Source organism: Vibrio sp. SNU_ST1 (genome assembly GCF_030563405.1).
Taxonomy (GTDB): Bacteria; Pseudomonadota; Gammaproteobacteria; order Enterobacterales; family Vibrionaceae; genus Vibrio.
Map to the genome: position 1 here is coordinate 530,582 of NZ_CP130748.1, position 17,994 is coordinate 548,575.

Annotated in this window: 16 protein-coding genes; 13 read left to right on the forward strand and 3 right to left on the reverse strand. The window is 44.3% G+C overall.

All coding sequences use genetic code 11. The features are described 5' to 3' along the window. The first annotated feature begins 18 nt into the window (after nucleotides 1–18). Genes rppH through Q5H80_RS02370 form a run of 5 tightly spaced genes read left to right on the forward strand, consistent with a single transcriptional unit; the run spans nucleotide 19 to nucleotide 5,329 of the window. Nucleotides 19–537, forward strand: a complete 519-nt coding sequence (gene rppH / locus Q5H80_RS02350) for an RNA pyrophosphohydrolase (protein WP_009848435.1) — start codon at nucleotides 19–21, stop codon at nucleotides 535–537. Nucleotides 538–539: 2 nt separating this feature from the next. After that, nucleotides 540–2,789, forward strand: coding sequence for a phosphoenolpyruvate--protein phosphotransferase (ptsP, locus tag Q5H80_RS02355; protein ID WP_304568379.1), 2,250 nt, complete (start codon nucleotides 540–542; stop codon nucleotides 2,787–2,789). 8 nt (nucleotides 2,790–2,797) lie between these two features. Next, nucleotides 2,798–3,589 carry a sulfite exporter TauE/SafE family protein gene (locus tag Q5H80_RS02360; protein ID WP_304568381.1) on the forward strand — a complete coding sequence of 264 codons (792 nt, stop codon included), beginning with the start codon at nucleotides 2,798–2,800 and terminating at the stop codon, nucleotides 3,587–3,589. A gap of 57 nt (nucleotides 3,590–3,646) precedes the next feature. Then, nucleotides 3,647–4,468: a prolipoprotein diacylglyceryl transferase gene (gene lgt, locus Q5H80_RS02365; protein ID WP_010434825.1), complete on the forward strand. Its 822-nt coding sequence runs from the start codon at nucleotides 3,647–3,649 to the stop codon at nucleotides 4,466–4,468. 9 nt (nucleotides 4,469–4,477) lie between these two features. Continuing rightward, the gene (locus Q5H80_RS02370) at nucleotides 4,478–5,329 is read left to right on the forward strand and encodes a thymidylate synthase (protein ID WP_304568385.1); all 852 of its coding nucleotides are present in this window, start codon (nucleotides 4,478–4,480) and stop codon (nucleotides 5,327–5,329) included. Nucleotides 5,330–5,652: 323 nt separating this feature from the next. Here the strand turns inward: Q5H80_RS02370 and Q5H80_RS02375 are convergent, their stop codons facing one another. Then, the gene (locus Q5H80_RS02375; protein WP_017102996.1) at nucleotides 5,653–6,798 is read right to left on the reverse strand and encodes a Na/Pi symporter; all 1,146 of its coding nucleotides are present in this window, start codon (nucleotides 6,796–6,798) and stop codon (nucleotides 5,653–5,655) included. Nucleotides 6,799–7,186: 388 nt separating this feature from the next. Here Q5H80_RS02375 and nhaR point away from each other — a divergent pair, with 388 nt between their 5' ends. Then, nucleotides 7,187–8,098 (forward strand): transcriptional activator NhaR, encoded by a 912-nt coding sequence (gene nhaR, locus Q5H80_RS02380; protein WP_304568391.1) that lies wholly within the window; start codon nucleotides 7,187–7,189, stop codon nucleotides 8,096–8,098. Nucleotides 8,099–8,177: 79 nt separating this feature from the next. Then, a complete protein-coding gene (locus Q5H80_RS02385) occupies nucleotides 8,178–8,471 on the forward strand; it encodes a metalloregulator ArsR/SmtB family transcription factor (RefSeq protein WP_009848443.1) in 294 nt (97 codons plus the stop codon). A gap of 220 nt (nucleotides 8,472–8,691) precedes the next feature. On the opposite strand, the gene rpsT is transcribed toward Q5H80_RS02385, so the two are convergent. After that, a complete protein-coding gene (rpsT, locus tag Q5H80_RS02390) occupies nucleotides 8,692–8,952 on the reverse strand; it encodes a 30S ribosomal protein S20 (RefSeq protein WP_012603273.1) in 261 nt (86 codons plus the stop codon). Nucleotides 8,953–9,202: 250 nt separating this feature from the next. On the opposite strand from rpsT, the gene murJ reads away from it, so the two are divergent. The 6 genes from murJ (at nucleotide 9,203) to ispH (ending at nucleotide 17,080) form a co-directional block, all read left to right on the forward strand. Continuing rightward, nucleotides 9,203–10,765, forward strand: a complete 1,563-nt coding sequence (murJ, locus tag Q5H80_RS02395; RefSeq protein ID WP_369809704.1) for a murein biosynthesis integral membrane protein MurJ — start codon at nucleotides 9,203–9,205, stop codon at nucleotides 10,763–10,765. Nucleotides 10,766–10,835: 70 nt separating this feature from the next. Then, entirely contained in the window at nucleotides 10,836–11,771 is a 936-nt protein-coding gene (ribF, locus tag Q5H80_RS02400; protein WP_102249727.1) for a bifunctional riboflavin kinase/FAD synthetase, read from the forward strand. A 63-nt stretch (nucleotides 11,772–11,834) separates the two neighbouring features. Next, complete coding sequence (gene ileS, locus Q5H80_RS02405; RefSeq protein WP_304568408.1) at nucleotides 11,835–14,711, forward strand: isoleucine--tRNA ligase; 2,877 nt, start codon at nucleotides 11,835–11,837, stop codon at nucleotides 14,709–14,711. A gap of 158 nt (nucleotides 14,712–14,869) precedes the next feature. After that, nucleotides 14,870–15,370, forward strand: coding sequence for a signal peptidase II (gene lspA / locus Q5H80_RS02410; protein WP_076657165.1), 501 nt, complete (start codon nucleotides 14,870–14,872; stop codon nucleotides 15,368–15,370). A 194-nt stretch (nucleotides 15,371–15,564) separates the two neighbouring features. Next, nucleotides 15,565–15,996, forward strand: coding sequence for an FKBP-type peptidyl-prolyl cis-trans isomerase (gene fkpB, locus Q5H80_RS02415; protein WP_017088633.1), 432 nt, complete (start codon nucleotides 15,565–15,567; stop codon nucleotides 15,994–15,996). Between the two features lie 127 nt (nucleotides 15,997–16,123). Then, nucleotides 16,124–17,080: a 4-hydroxy-3-methylbut-2-enyl diphosphate reductase gene (ispH, locus tag Q5H80_RS02420; RefSeq protein WP_304569365.1), complete on the forward strand. Its 957-nt coding sequence runs from the start codon at nucleotides 16,124–16,126 to the stop codon at nucleotides 17,078–17,080. Between the two features lie 122 nt (nucleotides 17,081–17,202). Here ispH and btsR read toward each other — a convergent pair whose 3' ends face one another. Further along, a complete protein-coding gene (gene btsR / locus Q5H80_RS02425; protein ID WP_304568418.1) occupies nucleotides 17,203–17,934 on the reverse strand; it encodes a two-component system response regulator BtsR in 732 nt (243 codons plus the stop codon). Nucleotides 17,935–17,994 lie beyond the last annotated feature (60 nt).

Here is a 17,994-nt window from a genome sequence, read left to right on the forward strand (position 1 = left end):
TTAGATAGAGGTTGGCCAGTGATAGATGGCGATGGTTACCGATTAAATGTTGGTATTGTAATCTGTAACAACCATGGTCAGGTCTTCTGGGCTAAACGATACGGGCAACATTCATGGCAATTCCCTCAAGGGGGAATAGATGAAGGTGAGACTCCGGAACAGGCAATGTACCGCGAGTTGTATGAAGAGGTTGGCCTTACTAAAAAGGATGTAAAGATCGTCGCGACAAGTCGTCATTGGTTACGCTATAAGCTGCCCAAACGACTGGTTCGGTGGGATTCTAAACCTGTCTGTATTGGACAAAAACAGAAGTGGTTTCTTTTACGCTTAGATTGCGATGAATCGCATATCAATATGCAGCGTGGAAGCACACCTGAGTTTGATGGTTGGCGTTGGGTGAGTTACTGGTACCCAGTTCGACAAGTTGTTTCTTTCAAGCGAGATGTTTACCGTCGAGCAATGAAGGAATTCGCATCTTTAGCAATGCCGTTTAAAGAGCGAAAAACAAAAGGAAAACGCAAATTGCGTAGAGGTTAAGCATGCTCAGCCAACTAAGGGAAATAGTTGAACACGTATCAAGAGTTGAAGATGTGTCGACGGCTCTTGATATTTTGGTGAAAGAGACATGCAGTGCGATGCAGACAGAGTGCTGCACCGTGTATCTAGCGAATAATGATATGCAGCGCCTTGAGTTGATGGCAACTCAAGGCCTGATCTTTGAAGGGAATAGTATTCACATTGGTTTTGACGAAGGCTTAGTTGGCCTTGTCAAAAGAAGTGCTGAACCTATTAACCTTGCACAGGCATCTGCTCACCCAGCTTATAAGTTTTTTCCAGAACTAGGAGAAAGTGTTTACCACTCTTTTCTAGGCACTCCGATTATCCATCGCAAGCAAGTGCTTGGCGTTTTGGTTATTCAACAGAAATCTCCTCGTTTATTCAGTGAAATGGAAGAGTCTTTCCTTGTCACTCTCTCAGCTCAACTTGCGGTTATTGTGGCGCATGCCCAAACTCAAGGCCATTGGCTTCTTGAGCAACAAAAGCTGCCTTCCATTAAAGGTATTGCTGCATCATCCGGTGTTGCTATCGGTGATTTATGGTGGGACAACACACAACCTGAATTAACCGATGTTTACCCAGCATCGACGCTCAACGTTGAAAGAGAGCATGAGTTGTTGGCGGTTGCGGTCGAAAATGCCCTCAACGACTTCAAGCGCATGCGAAAGCGCTTAGATAGTGAAATCAACAAAGATGCGTTGGCGATCTTTGATCTGTTTACCCACTTACTCAACGACCCTATGTTGCGTAAGGATCTGAAAAGCCAAATTCAAAAAGGTGACAAGGCCGATTGGGCATTAAGACAGGTAGTTGAGAGTTACTCTAACCGCTTTGCCCGTATGTCTGATGTCTACCTTCGAGAGCGGGCACAAGACATTCGCGAACTGGGTCAAAGGCTGCTCTATTTCCTTCATAACTCAGAGCACGAGCTGCGCACGTTAGATAAACCGATTATTTTGGTGGTTCGTGAGTTAACGGCCTCTGTATTAGCGTCTATTCCTAAAGAAAAACTATTAGCGGTTATTTCCTTGGAAGGGGCGGCGAACTCGCACGCAGCGATTTTGTCTCGAGCTTTGGGTATTCCTTCTGTTATGGGGGTTAATCTTAACCTTTCGCAAGCTAATGGTAAGCAAGCGATTGTTGATGGGTATAGCGGTGAGATCTTTATTGAACCGACTAAAAACCTGCTCAAAGAGTATCGTGGGCTGATTCTAGAAGAGAGTGAGCTCTCCTCTATGGTCAATCGAGAACTGTACTTACCGGCAAAAACGAAAGACGACAAGCAAGTCGAGATTCTGCTTAATGCGGGTTTGAGTGCAGACACTAACATCGCTATCAACCAAGGGGTTGATGGGGTTGGTCTGTATCGAACCGAAATTTCTTTCTTGTTGCAGCAAAGGTTTCCGTCAGAGGACGAACAATTCAAGCAGTATCGTTCTGTGCTTGCGAGTTACCCTGAGAAGCAAGTGGTGATGCGAACCTTGGATATTGGTGGAGATAAGGCGTTACCTTACTTCCCAATAGAAGAAGACAATCCATTCCTTGGTTGGCGTGGCATTCGTTTTACCCTTGATCATCCTGACATCTTTATTATCCAATTGCGCGCGATGTTACGTGCGAGTTGTGATAGCCAAAACTTGAGTATCTTGTTGCCGATGATCTCTAGCACTCAAGAACTGGATGATACTGTTCAACTCATCGAGCAAGCCTACGATGAAGTGCATGAACTCGACAGTCGAGTTCGTATGCCGCGTATCGGTATCATGATTGAAGTGCCATCCATGCTTTACCTTCTTCCGCTTATTGCGGATAAAGTTGATTTCGTTTCGGTGGGCACCAATGACTTAACTCAATATTTATTGGCGGTTGACCGGAACAATTCCCGTGTCTCTGATGTCTATGAATCCATGCACCCTGCAGTGATCATGGCATTGAAACACATCCATGATACTTGTAAGCAATATCAATTGCCGGTGTGTATATGTGGCGAGTTAGCCGGTGACCCGATGGGCGCGCTACTATTGATTGGATTGGGGTATGAGACGTTAAGTATGAATACCTCGAATGTCGCAAGAACTAAATATTTGATTCGTCAATCGAACTTGGCTGAATTACAGGATTTGGCAAATAAGGCACTTTCAAAACCGTATGGTAGTGACATCTATAGTATGATGCTGAACTATTTCGAAGAGCGTGAGTTTACTGGCTTCATTCGAGCAGGTAAAAAATAGGATTTAACGTGTCATATGAACTGATAGGCTTGCTAGCAGGCCTTGGTGCTATTGTTGGTGTTTTAGCTGGCTTGCTAGGCATTGGTGGTGGTTTACTGGTGGTTCCAGCCTTACTCTTTTTGCTTCCTAAAGCGGGCATCCCTCAAGAGTTTGCGATGCAAATGGCATTGGCTACCTCGTTATCAACCATTATCGTTACGTCGGGATCCTCTGCGATTAACCATTTAAAATTGGGTAACGTAGAGATATTTGTCGTTAAATGGTTGATGCCAGGTGTCGTGATAGGTGGCTTCCTCGGTTCTTTCGTGGCCGATGTGATTCCAGCTCAATACTTACCAAAAGTCTTTGGTGTGATTGTCTTGGTATTGGCGTTGAAAATGCTGTTGTCGATTCGCTCTAAGAGCCAAAAGTCGATGCCGGGTTCAGCTAAAACCGTGTTGTGTGGTGGCGGTATTGGTTTGGTATCAAGTTTAGCGGGCATTGGCGGTGGGTCTTTATCGGTACCTTTCCTTAACCATCACGGTGTGGAAATGCGTAAAGCCGTCGGCTCATCTTCGGTATGCGGTTGTGTTATCGCGATTTCGGGAATGCTAGGTTTCATTTGGCATGGATCTTCTGTCGATGATCTTCCTGCGTATAGCTTAGGTTATGTTTATCTGCCGGCTTTGATTGCGATATCTTGTACCTCAGTGTTGACCACTCGAGTGGGGGCGAAACTGGCCACTCAATTACCAACCTCTGTGCTGAAGAAATTCTTTGCGGTATTTTTAATGTTTATAGCAGCGACAATGCTGCTGTAGTGTCTTTTCTGTTAGTTATTGAGCTAACCGTTGATCAATTTAGATAGAGAGCCAAGTATGTCTCAGGGTTTTATCGAATTCCCAAATATCGATCCTGTTCTTATTGAACTAGGACCAATCTCAGTTCGTTGGTACGGTCTAATGTACCTTGTTGGTTTTATGTTTGCGCTTTGGTTAGCAAACCGCCGAGCTGATCAACCTGATAGTGGTTGGACTCGAGAGCAAGTATCAGATCTACTGTTTGCTGGTTTTCTAGGTGTGGTATTGGGTGGTCGTATTGGCTACGTGCTTTTCTACAACTTTGACCTTTTCCTAGCAGACCCACTTTACCTCTTTAAGGTATGGACTGGTGGTATGTCTTTCCACGGTGGTTTACTTGGTGTTATCACTGCGATGTTCTGGTATGCGAAAAAGAATGGTCGAACCTTCTTTGGTGTCGCAGACATGATCGCGCCATTGGTTCCATTTGGTTTAGGCATGGGTCGTTTAGGAAACTTCATGAACAGTGAGCTTTGGGGCCGTGTGACTGATGTGCCATGGGCAATCGTCTTCCCGAATGGTGGTCCACTTCCTCGTCATCCATCTCAGCTTTATGAAATGGCGCTTGAAGGTATTGTGTTGTTCTTTATCTTGAACTGGTTTATCAAAAAGCCGCGTCCTCTTGGTTCTGTGTCAGGGTTATTCCTAGCAGGATATGGTACATTCCGCTTCTTAGTAGAATACGTACGTGAACCTGATGCTCACCTAGGTTTGTTCGGTGGATTTATCTCTATGGGACAAATTCTGTCACTGCCAATGGTTATCATCGGTGTGCTGATGATGGTTTGGGCATACAAGCGTGGTCACTACAAAGATGAATTACCACAACAAACGAAGTAAGGAATTGGTGTGAAACAGTATTTAGATCTCTGTCAGCGTATCGTTGATGACGGTACTTGGATTGAAAATGAACGCACGGGCAAGCGCTGCCTAACCGTGATCAATGCTGACCTGGAATATGATGTTGGTAATAACCAGTTCCCTCTAGTAACAACGCGTAAGAGCTTCTGGAAAGCGGCGGTTGCTGAACTGCTTGGCTACATTCGTGGTTACGATAATGCTGAAGATTTTCGCAAGCTAGGGACTAAAACTTGGGATGCGAATTCGAACCTGAACGAAGCATGGCTGAATAACCCTTACCGTAAGGGTGAAGACGACATGGGCCGTGTTTACGGCGTTCAAGGACGTGCATGGGCGAAACCTGATGGCGGTCATATCGACCAACTAAAGAAGATTGTTGATGATCTAACTAACGGTATTGATGACCGTGGCGAGATCTTAAACTTCTATAACCCTGGTGAGTTCCACATGGGATGTTTGCGTCCGTGTATGTACAGCCATCACTTTTCTCTACTTGGTGAGACTCTGTACTTAAACAGTACTCAACGCTCTTGTGACGTGCCTTTAGGTCTGAACTTCAACATGGTTCAAGTGTATGTGTTCCTCGCTATCATGGCGCAAATCACAGGCAAGAAAGCGGGTGTGGCTTACCACAAGCTTGTTAACGCTCATATCTATGAAGATCAACTAGCACCAATGCGCGATGTTCAGTTGAAGCGTGAGCCGTTAGCTGGCCCAACATTCCATATCAATCCTGAGATTAAGTCCCTAGAAGATTTGGAAACATGGGTAACGATGGATGACTTCTGGGTTGAAGGCTACGAATGTCATGAAGCGATTAAGTACCCATTCTCGGTTTAACCTAATCCGCTTTGTTTGATCGAAAGGCTGCCTCTGTGCAGTCTTTTTTGTATCTAAGTTGTAGTGACGAGTAATCGAGATGCGAAGAGCATGAGATGTCGTTATTCCCTAGACTGACGAAGGAGGGAGTAGGGAATCTCTTTCGTGGTGTGTTTGTGAGATTCCTTATCACGCTCGTGCCTCGCTGTAGGGAATAACGTTTTATTTGCTTTTGCTCTTCGTTACTCTAATCTTCTTTTTGTTTCCTGCATCTGCTCTTAAAAAGAAAAAGCCCGCAACCTAGGAGGTTGCGGGCTTTGCTATAAGCGATGTTTGTTTTGCTATTAAGCTGTCAGTGCTAACACGCTACCAGGCAGTACAAGGAATACCGCAACAAGATAACCAGCTACTACAGCTTTGTTTTTCACTGCCATGTCTGAAATGATGTCAGCTGCTTTCACTGGCAGTTCACGTAGGAACGGAATACCAAAGATGAATACCGTTGCCATGATGTTGAACACCAAGTGTACTAGAGCAATCTGTAGTGCGAATACTGCGAACTCACCAGATACTGCTGTCGCTGCAAGTAGAGCCGTAATACATGTACCGATGTTTGCACCCAAAGTGAATGGGTAAACGTCACGTACTTTAAGAACACCTGAACCTACTAGTGGAACCATCAAGCTTGTTGTTGTAGAAGAAGACTGAACAAGGATAGTCACGATAGAGCCAGAAGCGATACCGTGGATAGGACCACGACCGATTGCGTTCTTTAGAATCTCACGAGCACGGCCAACCATTAGGCTCTTCATTAGCTTACCCATTACCGTGATAGCTACGAAGATAGTCGCGATACCTAGAACGATAAGCATAACCCCACCAACAGTGTCGCCAAACGTTGATAGTGGTTCTTTAATCGCACTTACTACAGGCTTAGTGATTGGCTTGATGAAGTTAAGACCACCCATGCTCATATCACCTGTTGCTAGCATCGGTGATACTAACCAGTGAGAGATTTTCTCTAGAATACCAAACGCCATCTCTAGTGGTAGGAAGATAGCAACGGCTAATAGGTTAAAGAAGTCGTGAATCGTCGCACTTGCGAATGCACGTTTGAACTCATCTTTACAACGAACATGACCAAGGCTAACTAGCGTATTGGTTACCGTAGTACCAATGTTCGCACCCATGATCATAGGGATTGCTAGCTCAACAGGTAAACCACCTGCCACAAGGCCAACGATAATTGAAGTAACTGTACTTGATGATTGAATAAGTGCTGTTGCTACTAAACCAATCATTAAGCCTGCAACTGGGTGTGAAGCAAATTCGAAAAGAACTTTTGCTTGCTCGCCTGTTGCCCATTTGAAGCCTGTACCAACCATTGAAACTGAAAGTAATAGTAGGTAAAGCATGAATGCCAAGTTAGCCCAGCGTAGCCAACGAGTTGTGCTCGAGATAGGCGCTGCTGCAGTAGTAGCTTGGTTCATAATGTTTTCTCCATTGGACCGTTTTAGTCTGTGTTTGGTCTGTTTGTTTAATCTGAGCGTGATGTTAGAGAACAAATATTTCAGTAATATTACATTTTGGTTTAGGTGAGACTTTTTTGTGATGATTTGCTCTTTAAATATTTGGTCTTGAAATGGTGGTGGTTTAACTTGTTGTTTTTAAAGTTTTTTGTTCGTGTTTTTGATAGGTGATATAGATCTTAAAAGTTAGAGAAAAATTGAAAATAATCGTTGAAATATTACATTATGAAATCAGACACTTCGTAAAAATAAGTAGTAATTGATAGTTGGGTATGGTTTTTCCGAGTTTGTTGAGTGGAGGTGTCATATTTGATATAACAGGTTATCTTCTCTTTTTTACGGCACATTTATGTCGCATCTCAACTATAACCACCTTTATTACTTCTGGATGGTTTGCAAGCAAGGCTCTGTTACTAAAGCTGCAGAAGCCCTATTCCTAACACCACAAACGGTAACTGGTCAGATAAAAGCCTTAGAAGAGCGTATGGATGGCAAGCTAACTAAGCGTAATGGTCGCAGTGTTGAGCCGACAGAGCTTGGGCAGTTGGTTTTTAAATATGCCGATCGTATGTTTGGCCTGAGTTACGAGATGCTGGATATCGTGAATTATAGCCAGCACTCCAATATTCTGTTTGATGTTGGCGTCGCGGATGCACTGTCCAAAAGATTAGTCAGCAAGATATTGATGTCGACAATCCCACCCGATAACAGCATTCATTTACGCTGCTTTGAATCGACCCATGAAATGCTACTTGAACAACTTTCTCAGCATAAGCTCGATATGATTTTGTCAGACTGCCCGGTGGATTCTAGCCAAAGCCCAGGCTTGTTTAGTAAAAAGTTGGGTGAGAGCGGTATGAGCTTTTTCAGTTCAGGTAATGTGGAAGGTGTTAACTTTCCGGCTGTATTAGAACAAAAGAAACTGTTAATCCCAGGAAGTCGAACTTCGATGGGGCGTAAAGTACTGCAATGGTTTGATAGACAAGGACTTAAGCCTGATATTTTGGGTGAGTTTGATGATGCGGCATTGATGAAGGCTTTCGCTCGTTACCACCACGACGCTATTTTCTTAGCGCCTACGCTATATATGTCAGAGGTTGAGGAAGATACGTCATTGCAATTGTTGGGGGGAATCGAGGAGTTAAAAGAGGAGTACTACGTCATATTTGCTGAGAGGATGATCCAACATCCAGCAGTAAAAAATGTATGTGACGCAGATTTTAGCAAATTGTTCGAGAGAGCTTGTTTGTTAATGAATTGATATCGATTATCATGACTTCATAATCTGCCGGAAATACTGATAACCCGGACTTGGCGTAAAGGTTGTATGGAGCCAAACTATGAACTTAAAAGAGATGGAGAAGAATTCAGCACAAGCTGTGATTCTACTCAAAGCCATGGCCAATGAGCGTCGCTTACAGATTCTGTGCCTATTGCATGGTACTGAGCTGTCGGTTGGGGAGTTGTGTGGCAAGTTGGAATTGAGTCAATCTGCTTTATCTCAACATCTTGCTTGGTTGAGAAGAGATGGTTTGGTCGAAACTCGCAAAGAAGCTCAAACAGTGTATTACACATTGAGCAGTGAAGAAGTAAAAGCGATGATTAACCTACTGCATGGTATGTACTGCAAGTAGTTTATTGCTGGTGGGGGAAGTGATTTCTTACCAGGGGTAGGGGCGACACAAGGAAGTGTCAGTATTTCATGTCGAATGTTAGTGCCTATCAGCAAACCGCATATCTTTAAGTAAACCAAGTAACGCTCAGCAAGAAAAATCTCTGTGTTACTCAAAATTTAGATATAAAAAAACCGGCCGAGGCCGGTTTTTTTCGTTTTGCGTTGTAATCAAATTTCTATTAAAGAGCTTTGATTGCAGCAGCGAAACGAGACTTATGACGTGCAGCTTTATTCTTATGAATAAGGCCTTTAGTCGCCATGCGGTCTAGAAGAGGTGTAACTTCTACAAGAGCAGCAGTTGCAGCTTCTTTATTGCCAGCTTCAATAGCTGCAATAGTTTTTTTCATGTAAGTGCGCATCATAGAACGACGGCTAGCATTGTGCTGGCGACGTTTCTCAGCTTGGATAGCGCGCTTCTTAGCAGATTTACTGTTTGCCAAGGTCTAACTCCCAAAAACTTAGTTCGGTGACAATTTAAGGGCGAGGACTATCCCTCATAGGCGCTTAATTGTCAAATGATTTGTGCAAAAACCAATCGTAGCCAAACAAACTTTGGTATGGAAAGGTCATCGCGGTTAAGATGGCGGGGATTCTAACAGCATTTTTAGACCAATGCTAATAAATATGCTTCTTAGGACAGGATAGTATTTATCCTCGCTTGAAAGTAATCAACCAGTGTCAGAGGTTTGTGTGAGTAAACGACTATTAAAGTCAGGCCTGATTGTCAGTGCAATGACTTTTGTTTCCCGCGTATTGGGGCTAGTACGTGATGTAGTAGTAGCAAATTTGATGGGAGCAGGAGCGAGTGCCGACGTATTTTTCTTCGCTAATAAAATCCCTAATTTCTTACGTCGACTTTTCGCAGAAGGTGCCTTTTCTCAAGCGTTTGTTCCTGTATTAACGGAATATCACGCTGCAGGTGATAAAGATAAGACTCGAGATTTAATTGCCAAAGTATCGGGCACGCTCGGGGTACTAGTTTCTATCGTCACCGTTATCGGGGTGTTGGGCTCGGGCGTAATCACCGCGATGTTTGGCGCAGGTTGGTTTATCGACTGGTTAAATGATGGCCCAGCAGCACCAAAATTTGAGCTGGCGAGCTTTATGCTCAAGATTACCTTTCCTTATTTATGGTTTATCACCTTTGTTGCTTTATCTGGTGCAATCCTCAATACCATGGGCAAATTTGCGGTTTCGTCATTTACCCCTGTGTTCTTGAACGTAATGATCATAGGTTCAGCATGGTTTATCTCTCCTAATCTAGAACAACCCGAAATTGGCTTGGCCATCGGTGTGTTTCTTGGTGGTTTAGTCCAGTTCCTTTTCCAAATACCTTTCTTGATTAAAGCGGGTGTGTTGGTTAAGCCTAAGTGGGGTTGGAGAGATCCCGGTGTAGTTAAGATCCGCACGCTAATGATCCCTGCCTTGTTTGGTGTGTCAGTGAGCCAAATCAACTTGTTGTTCGATACCTTCATTGCCAGCTTTCTAGCAACCGGCTCTATCAGTTGGCTATATTATTCGGATCGATTATTGGAGTTCCCACTCGGTTTGTTTGGTATTGCTATTGCGACGGTTATTCTTCCTGCTTTATCTCGTAAACACGTAGATGCTCAAGGGGAAGGGTTTGCTCATACAATGGACTGGGGCGTGCGCATGGTTTTATTGCTAGGCATTCCTGCGATGTTAGGTCTTATTGTTTTAGCGAAGCCGATGCTGATGGTGCTCTTCATGCGTGGCGAGTTTTCACCACACGATGTACAGCAGGCTTCCATGTCTTTGGTGGCATACGCTTCAGGCTTGCTTAACTTCATGTTGATTAAAGTGTTGGCTCCGGGCTATTACTCACGTCAAGATACTAAAACTCCTGTGAAGTACGGCATCATTGCGATGGTCACTAACATGGTGTTCAACGCGATCTTCGCTTCTTTCTATGGTTATGTTGGTTTGGCAATCGCAACGGCGTTATCTGCGTTCGTGAACATGACTCTACTTTATCGTGGTCTGCATATAGCGGGTGTTTATCGTTTAACCAAGACTACATTGTTGTTTAGCCTTAAATTATTAGTATCTGGAACTGTGATGGTTGGCGTGATTTTATGGCAACTAGACAATATGCAGCTGTGGCTTGATTGGAGCTTCAACCAAAGAGCGTTGACGCTAACAGGGTTGATCGCACTTGGTGGCTTTGCTTATATTGTGTCGGTACTGGTTTTAGGTATCCGAGTAAAACATTTAAAAGCAGCGACAGATTAATACTGATTAGTATATAATCCGTCGGTTTCACACAATAAATGATGCAAATAACAGGTTTTAGCTGATCACAATGGAACTGATCCGAGGTATACACAATATTAAAGCACAGCATCATGGCTGTGTATTAACCATAGGTAACTTCGATGGTGTTCATTTAGGGCATCAAGAGGTTCTGAGTCAGGTTTCTAAACAAGCTACAGCACTGGGACTCCCTTCTGTTGTCATGACGTTTGAACCGCAACCTATGGAATTGTTTGCTAAAGGTCGAGCGCCAGCGCGTTTAACTCGTTTACGAGATAAGTACGTGCAATTGAGTAAGCTAGAGATTAGTCGTTTATTGTGTGTGAATTTCAATCAATATTTTGCAAGCTTGTCTGCGGAAGCGTTCATTAAGGAGCTTTTGGTTGATAAGCTTGGTGTGAAATTCTTGGTGGTTGGTGACGATTTTTGCTTTGGCAAAGGCCGAACGGGTAATTTCGCTATGCTTAAAGAAGCGGGCGAAAAATATGGTTTTGAGGTGGTGAGCACCCAAAGTTATTGCTTAAACCAATTACGAGTAAGCAGCACTGAGATACGAAATGCGTTAGCGGCCAATGACTTGGCTTCTAGTGCTACCATGCTTGGGCGTGACTACAGTATCAGTGGTCGTGTTTCTCATGGTCGTAAACTAGGGAGAACTATCGGTTTCCCTACCGCTAATATTCCATTAAAACGTTGTGTTTCTCCTGTGTCGGGAGTGTATGTTGTTGAAGCATTAGATATCGACGGTGTTCCTGTCGGTGGTGTTGCTAATATTGGACAACGGCCAACAGTTAATGGTGTAAGGCAGCAATTAGAAGTACATTTTTTTGACTTTAAAGCCAATTTATATGGTAAACAGTTAGAAGTGCGACTTTTGCACAAACTGCGCGACGAGATAAAGTTTGAGTCGTTCGACGCATTAAAGAATCAAATAGAATTGGATGCTGAAGCCGCAAGGGTGTGGCTGCTTCAGCTAAAGAATTAGTCGGATAATTCCACCGATTAACATAATGTCTAACTTCGCCCAATATAACGGAATTAAGAATCGATGAGTGATTATAAAGATACCCTGAACTTACCAGAAACAGGGTTCCCAATGCGTGGCAATCTGGCAAATCGTGAACCAGAAATGCTTAAGCGTTGGTACAAAGAAGACCTTTACGGTGAGATCCGTAAGGCAAAGAAAGGTAAAAAATCTTTCGTACTGCATGATGGCCCTCCATACGCGAACGGCGACATTCACATTGGCCACGCGCTGAACAAGATTCTTAAAGACATTATTATCAAATCTAAGACCCTTTCTGGTTTTGATGCACCGTACATCCCTGGTTGGGACTGTCACGGTCTTCCAATCGAGTTGATGGTTGAGAAGAAGAAAGGTAAGCCTGGTCAGAAGATTTCAGCGGCTGAATTCCGCGAAGAGTGTCGTAAGTACGCTGCGGGCCAAGTTGAAGGTCAGAAAGAGAGCTTCAAACGTCTTGGTATCATGGGCGAGTGGGATAAACCATACCGCACTATGGATTTTGGCACTGAAGCGAACATCATTCGTTCTCTAGGCAAAATCGCAGACAAAGGTCACCTTCTTAAAGGTTTCAAACCCGTTCACTGGTGTACTGACTGTGGTTCTGCTTTGGCTGAAGCTGAAGTTGAATACAAAGATAAAGTCTCTCCATCTATCGATGTGAAATTTACAGCAGCTGACGAAGCGGCTCTACTAGAGAAATTTACTCTAGCGGAAGGTCACGCAGGTCAAGGCGAAATCTCTATCGTTATCTGGACGACAACACCATGGACTCTGCCGGCTAACCGCGCAGTATGTCTACGTGATGATCTTGAATACGTACTTATCCAAGTTGAAGCGAATGGCGAACAGCCAGCTCAACGTATCCTTGTTGCTTCTGAACTAGCAAAAGACGTAATGGATCGTGCGGGTATCGAGCACTTCCATAACCTTGGTTTTGCTACTGGTGCTGATCTTGAGCTTTCTCAATTCAACCACCCGTTCTACGATTTTACTGTTCCTGCTGTTCTTGGCGACCACGTAACAACGGATTCAGGTACTGGTGTGGTTCATACCGCTCCTGGTCACGGTCAAGAGGATTTCGTGGTTGGCAAGAAGTACAACCTAGAAATCGCTAACCCAGTTGGTTCAAACGGCGTTTATCTGCCAGATACTGAGCTATTTGCTGGTCAGCACGTATTCAAAGCGAACGACTCTGTTTTAGAAGTTCTAAAAGAGAAGGGTGCACTACTGCATCACCACGCTTACGAGCACAGCTACCCACACTGTTGGAGACATAAAACTCCAATCATTTTCCGTGCAACACCGCAGTGGTTCATCTCTATGGATCAAGCTGGCCTACGTGCAAAAGCACTAGAGTCAACGAAGAATGTTGAGTGGATGCCGGAATGGGGGCAAAGCCGCATCGAAGGTATGATCGAAGGTCGCCCTGAGTGGTGTATCTCTCGTCAACGTACTTGGGGTGTGCCAATTGCTCTGTTCGTTCATAAAGAAACATCAGAACTTCACCCAGATAGCCCAGCTCTTATTGAAAAAGTAGCGAAGCTTGTGGAAGAAAAAGGCATTCAAGCTTGGTGGGATGTAGATGCTGCTGAACTGATGGGTGCTGAAGACGCTGACAAATACGAGAAAGTACTTGATACGCTAGACGTATGGTTCGACTCAGGTGTAACGCACTTCTCTGTTGTGGATTCTCGTGAAGAGTACAACTTCCCGAATGAAGAAAGAACGCACAGTGCTGATCTTTACCTTGAAGGTTCTGACCAACACCGTGGTTGGTTCCAGTCATCTTTGATTTCATCTATCGCGATGAAAGATGAAGCACCATACAAGCAAGTGCTAACGCACGGTTTCGTGGTTGATGGTAACGGCCGTAAGATGTCTAAATCTATCGGTAACGTTGTTGCTCCTAAAGATGTAACTAACAAGCTAGGCGCAGATATTCTACGTCTATGGGTTGCTTCTACTGATTACACTAACGAAGTAGCGGTTTCTGACGAGATCCTTAAGCGCTCTGCTGATGCTTACCGTCGTATTCGTAACACGGCTCGTTTCTTCCTAGCGAACTTGAACGGTTTCAACCCTGAAACTGACCTAGTTCCTGCTGAAGAAATGGTAGCACTTGATCGCTGGGCTGTTGGCCGTGCTCAAGCTGCACAAGAAGAGATCGTTAAAGCATACGGTGAGTACAACACTCACGGTGTAACTCAACGTCTAATGCAGTTCTGTTCTATCGAAATGGGTTCTTTCTACCTAGACGTAATTAAAGACCGTCAGTACACAGCGAAACAGGGCAGCCATGCTCAACGTAGCTGTCAAACGGCGCTTTACTACATCGTAGAAGCTCTAGTTCGTTGGATGGCGCCTATCATGTCGTTCACTGCAGATGAAATCTGGAACGAGATGCCAAGCTCTTTACCAACTGGAGAGCAGCGCGATACGTTTGTATTCACAGGCGAGTGGTTCGAAGGCCTATTTGGTCTTGCTGACGACGAAGAGCTAAGCAACGAATTCTGGACTGAAATCCAGTCAGTTCGTGGCGCAGTGAACAAGCTTCTTGAAGATGCTCGTAAAGAGAAAACAATCGGTGGTGCTCTGCAGGCTGAAGTTACTCTATACGCTGACGATGCACTAGCGGCTAAAATCAACAAGCTAGAAGATGAGTTACGTTTCGTACTTATCACTTCTGCTGCTGTTGTTAAGCCAGTTAGCGATAAGTCTGATACAGCTCAAGCGACAGACGTTGAAGGTCTATACGTTGAAGTTGCAGCAACTGAAGCTGAGAAGTGTGACCGTTGCTGGCACCACACTCCAGATGTAGGCACAATTGAAGGTCACGAGAAAGTTTGTGGTCGTTGTGTGTCGAACATCGACGGTGAAGGCGAAGTGCGTAAGTACGCATAACGACTCAGAGAAAGACTGAACTTTTTGTAAAAATCATAGCCCCAGTATCAACTGGGGTTATTTTTAATTATAGGAAATGTGTTTAGCCAAGTTTGGTAATCAAGGTCACTTAAATTGAGTAACAGTGAATACCAGCTTCGTAAATACTAGGAATAGAAATGAGTGAAGTTTCGTTAAAACAATCTGGTGTGCGTTGGTTGTGGTTGGCCCTAGTGGTCTTCCTTGCAGATATCGGCATTAAACTCTTTGTCATGGACAATATGGGTTATGGTTGGGCAAACCGCATTGAGGTTTTGCCATTCTTTAACTTTTTGTATGTGCATAACTACGGCGCAGCATTTAGCTTCTTGAGTGATCAAAGTGGCTGGCAGCGTTGGTTATTTACGGGTATCGCATTTGCGGTAACAGGGATGCTGACGTACTGGATGAGTAAGCTACCAGCGACAGAAAAGTGGAACAACATTGCTTATGCGATCATCATTGGTGGCGCGGTAGGTAATGTGTTCGACCGTGTTGTACATGGCTTTGTTGTCGATTACTTAGACTTCTATTGGGGCACTTACCACTGGCCTGCATTTAACCTAGCGGATATGGGAATCTGTATCGGCGCCGCGATGATCATCTTAGATGGTTTCCGCAAGAAAGATGAAAGCAAATAGACTACTCAGACATTAATGAGTATTCAGTAAATCGCTTTGTAATAGTTTGTCCTAAAGTCAGTCTATGACTCACAGATTAGAATAGCCCTAAGCGCTGTCGGTTGATTCCGACGGCGCTTTTTTTTATGCTGCAATTAATAAGGGAGCAAAGCAGAATGTGTTCTCAAATAATAAAGAAATCTAAGGAAAGTAACGTGGCAGCAATTAAAAATGATTCAGCAGTAACTCTACATTTTACGATTAAAATGAAGGATGGTTCAGTTGCCGATAGCACCGAAAATATGGGTAAGCCTGCAAAGTTCGTAATGGGTGATGGCAGCCTAAGTGAGAACTTTGAACAGTGCCTGATTGGCCTTGAAACGGGGACTGAAAAGTCTATCGAATTGAAGGCGCAAGACGCGTTTGGCATGCCTAATCCAGATCATATTCATCATATGGATCGTGCTAAGTTTGTTGGCGATTCTGAAGTCGAAGTTGGTACTATTATGGCTTTCTCTGGTCCTGACGGTATGGAAATTCCAGGTATTATCACTGAGATCGCAGGTGATTCAGTGACGGTTGATTTTAATCACCCATTAGCCGGCCAAGACGTTACGTTTGACGTCAACATCTTAGCTGTGGAATAGCGATAGACTAACATCGCCTTACAGCTGTGATGTAACCCAGAGCTTCACTGTCTAGACGCTTCACTGTAGAATGCGAACCTCGCTGACAGCGAACTCTATAGAAACAACCTTAGTACCGCGGTAAATGATGAGCAATGAAATGAAAATAATGTTAGCTAACCCTCGTGGCTTTTGTGCAGGTGTCGATCGTGCGATCAGCATCGTAGAGCGCGCTCTTGAACTGTATCAGCCACCGATTTATGTTCGCCATGAAGTGGTGCATAACCGCTTTGTTGTTGAAGGGCTAAAGCAACGTGGTGCTATTTTTGTCGAAGAGTTAAGTGAAGTACCAGACGATAACATCGTGATTTTCTCGGCTCACGGTGTTTCTCAAGCGGTTCGTAAAGAAGCGAAAGAGCGCGAGTTAACGGTATTTGATGCGACGTGTCCTTTGGTAACTAAAGTACATATGGAAGTTGCTCGTGCGAGCCGCAAACATATGGAAGTGGTACTTATTGGTCACGCTGGTCACCCTGAGGTTGAAGGCACCATGGGTCAGTACGCTAGCCAAACGGGTGGTATGTACTTGGTTGAAAGACCAGAAGATGTACAGAACTTAGTCGTGAACGACCCGAGTAACTTGCACTATGTTAGCCAAACCACGTTGTCAGTTGATGAAACTGCAGACGTGATTGAAGAGTTACGTCGCGTGTTCCCTGAGATCCAAGGGCCACGTAAAGATGATATTTGCTACGCAACACAAAACCGTCAAGACGCAATTCGTGAGATGGCTGGTGATGTTGATGTTGTGATTGTTGTCGGTTCTAAGAACTCATCGAACTCTACTCGTTTAAAAGAGCTGGCAGAAAAATTAGGCACGCCAGGTTATCTAACCGATTGTCCTGAAGACATTCAAACAGAATGGGTTGAAGGGAAAAAGAAAATTGGTGTGACAGCGGGGGCGTCGGCTCCTGAAGAGTTGGTAAATCAAATCTTAGATCGCATTCGCGAGCTAGGTGCAACCGAAGTTGAAGAGATTCAAGGTCGTGAAGAAAACATGTTCTTCGAAGTGCCAAAAGAGCTGCAGATTAAGCAAGTCGACTAATCGCTATTGATTTGTGACCAGTTCGATTCGTAAGCGCTATCGATTTGTAAACAGCAGGAAGCCAACGTTGATGCGTTGGCTTTTTTGATCGAGCTTTGGAAAAATAGTCGAAGTTTATGGGGTTATTGAAGGCCTAGCTGCTCTTTTAAGGTTTTTAGATAGCGACGACTGACAGGCACTTCAAAGCCGGTCAGTGTGACGATCTCCGCTAATCCATTATCTAACAGTTTGATCTCTTGGATCGATTTTATGTTGATCAAATACTGTCGATGACAACGGATCAAGTCGGTTTTTTCTTCCAAGATCTTTAGTGTTAACTGCGAGGTTGCCGTTTGTGATGAGCTGCGTACGTGTACACCACTGATATCTGAATAAGCGCACTCGACCGTTTGGCTCGCCATGATCACTATGCGGTTATGGCCGATGCACGGGATCTGCTCTAAACGACACGGAGCAATGGCTGAGAGGTCTTGTTCCGGCGCTTTGTGGTTCTGCTTGATGACCTTATTCAGACGACAAACACTCTTGTTTAATCGACAAGGTTCAACTGGCTTGAGTAGGTAGTCAAAAGCGTTATCTTCAAATGCTTGAATTGCATATTGGTCGTAGGCAGTGACGAATACCACGTAAGGCATGGTGTCTGGATCAAGCATGCTTAACAGTTCAATTCCGGTAACCTGCGGCATTTGGATATCCAAATACACCACATCAGGCTTGAGCAGGTTGATCTGTTTCAGTCCTTCGATCGCGTTACTCGCTTGGCCAATGATTTCTACTTGTCCGGTTTCAGTGAGTAGTTCAATCAGCTCTTCGCGAGCAAAAAGCTCATCATCGACAACTAATGCCTTTAACATCCTATAATCTTCATTTTGGTTCTATCCCTGCTTGTTTCACGCTTTTCTTCTAAATGTCGG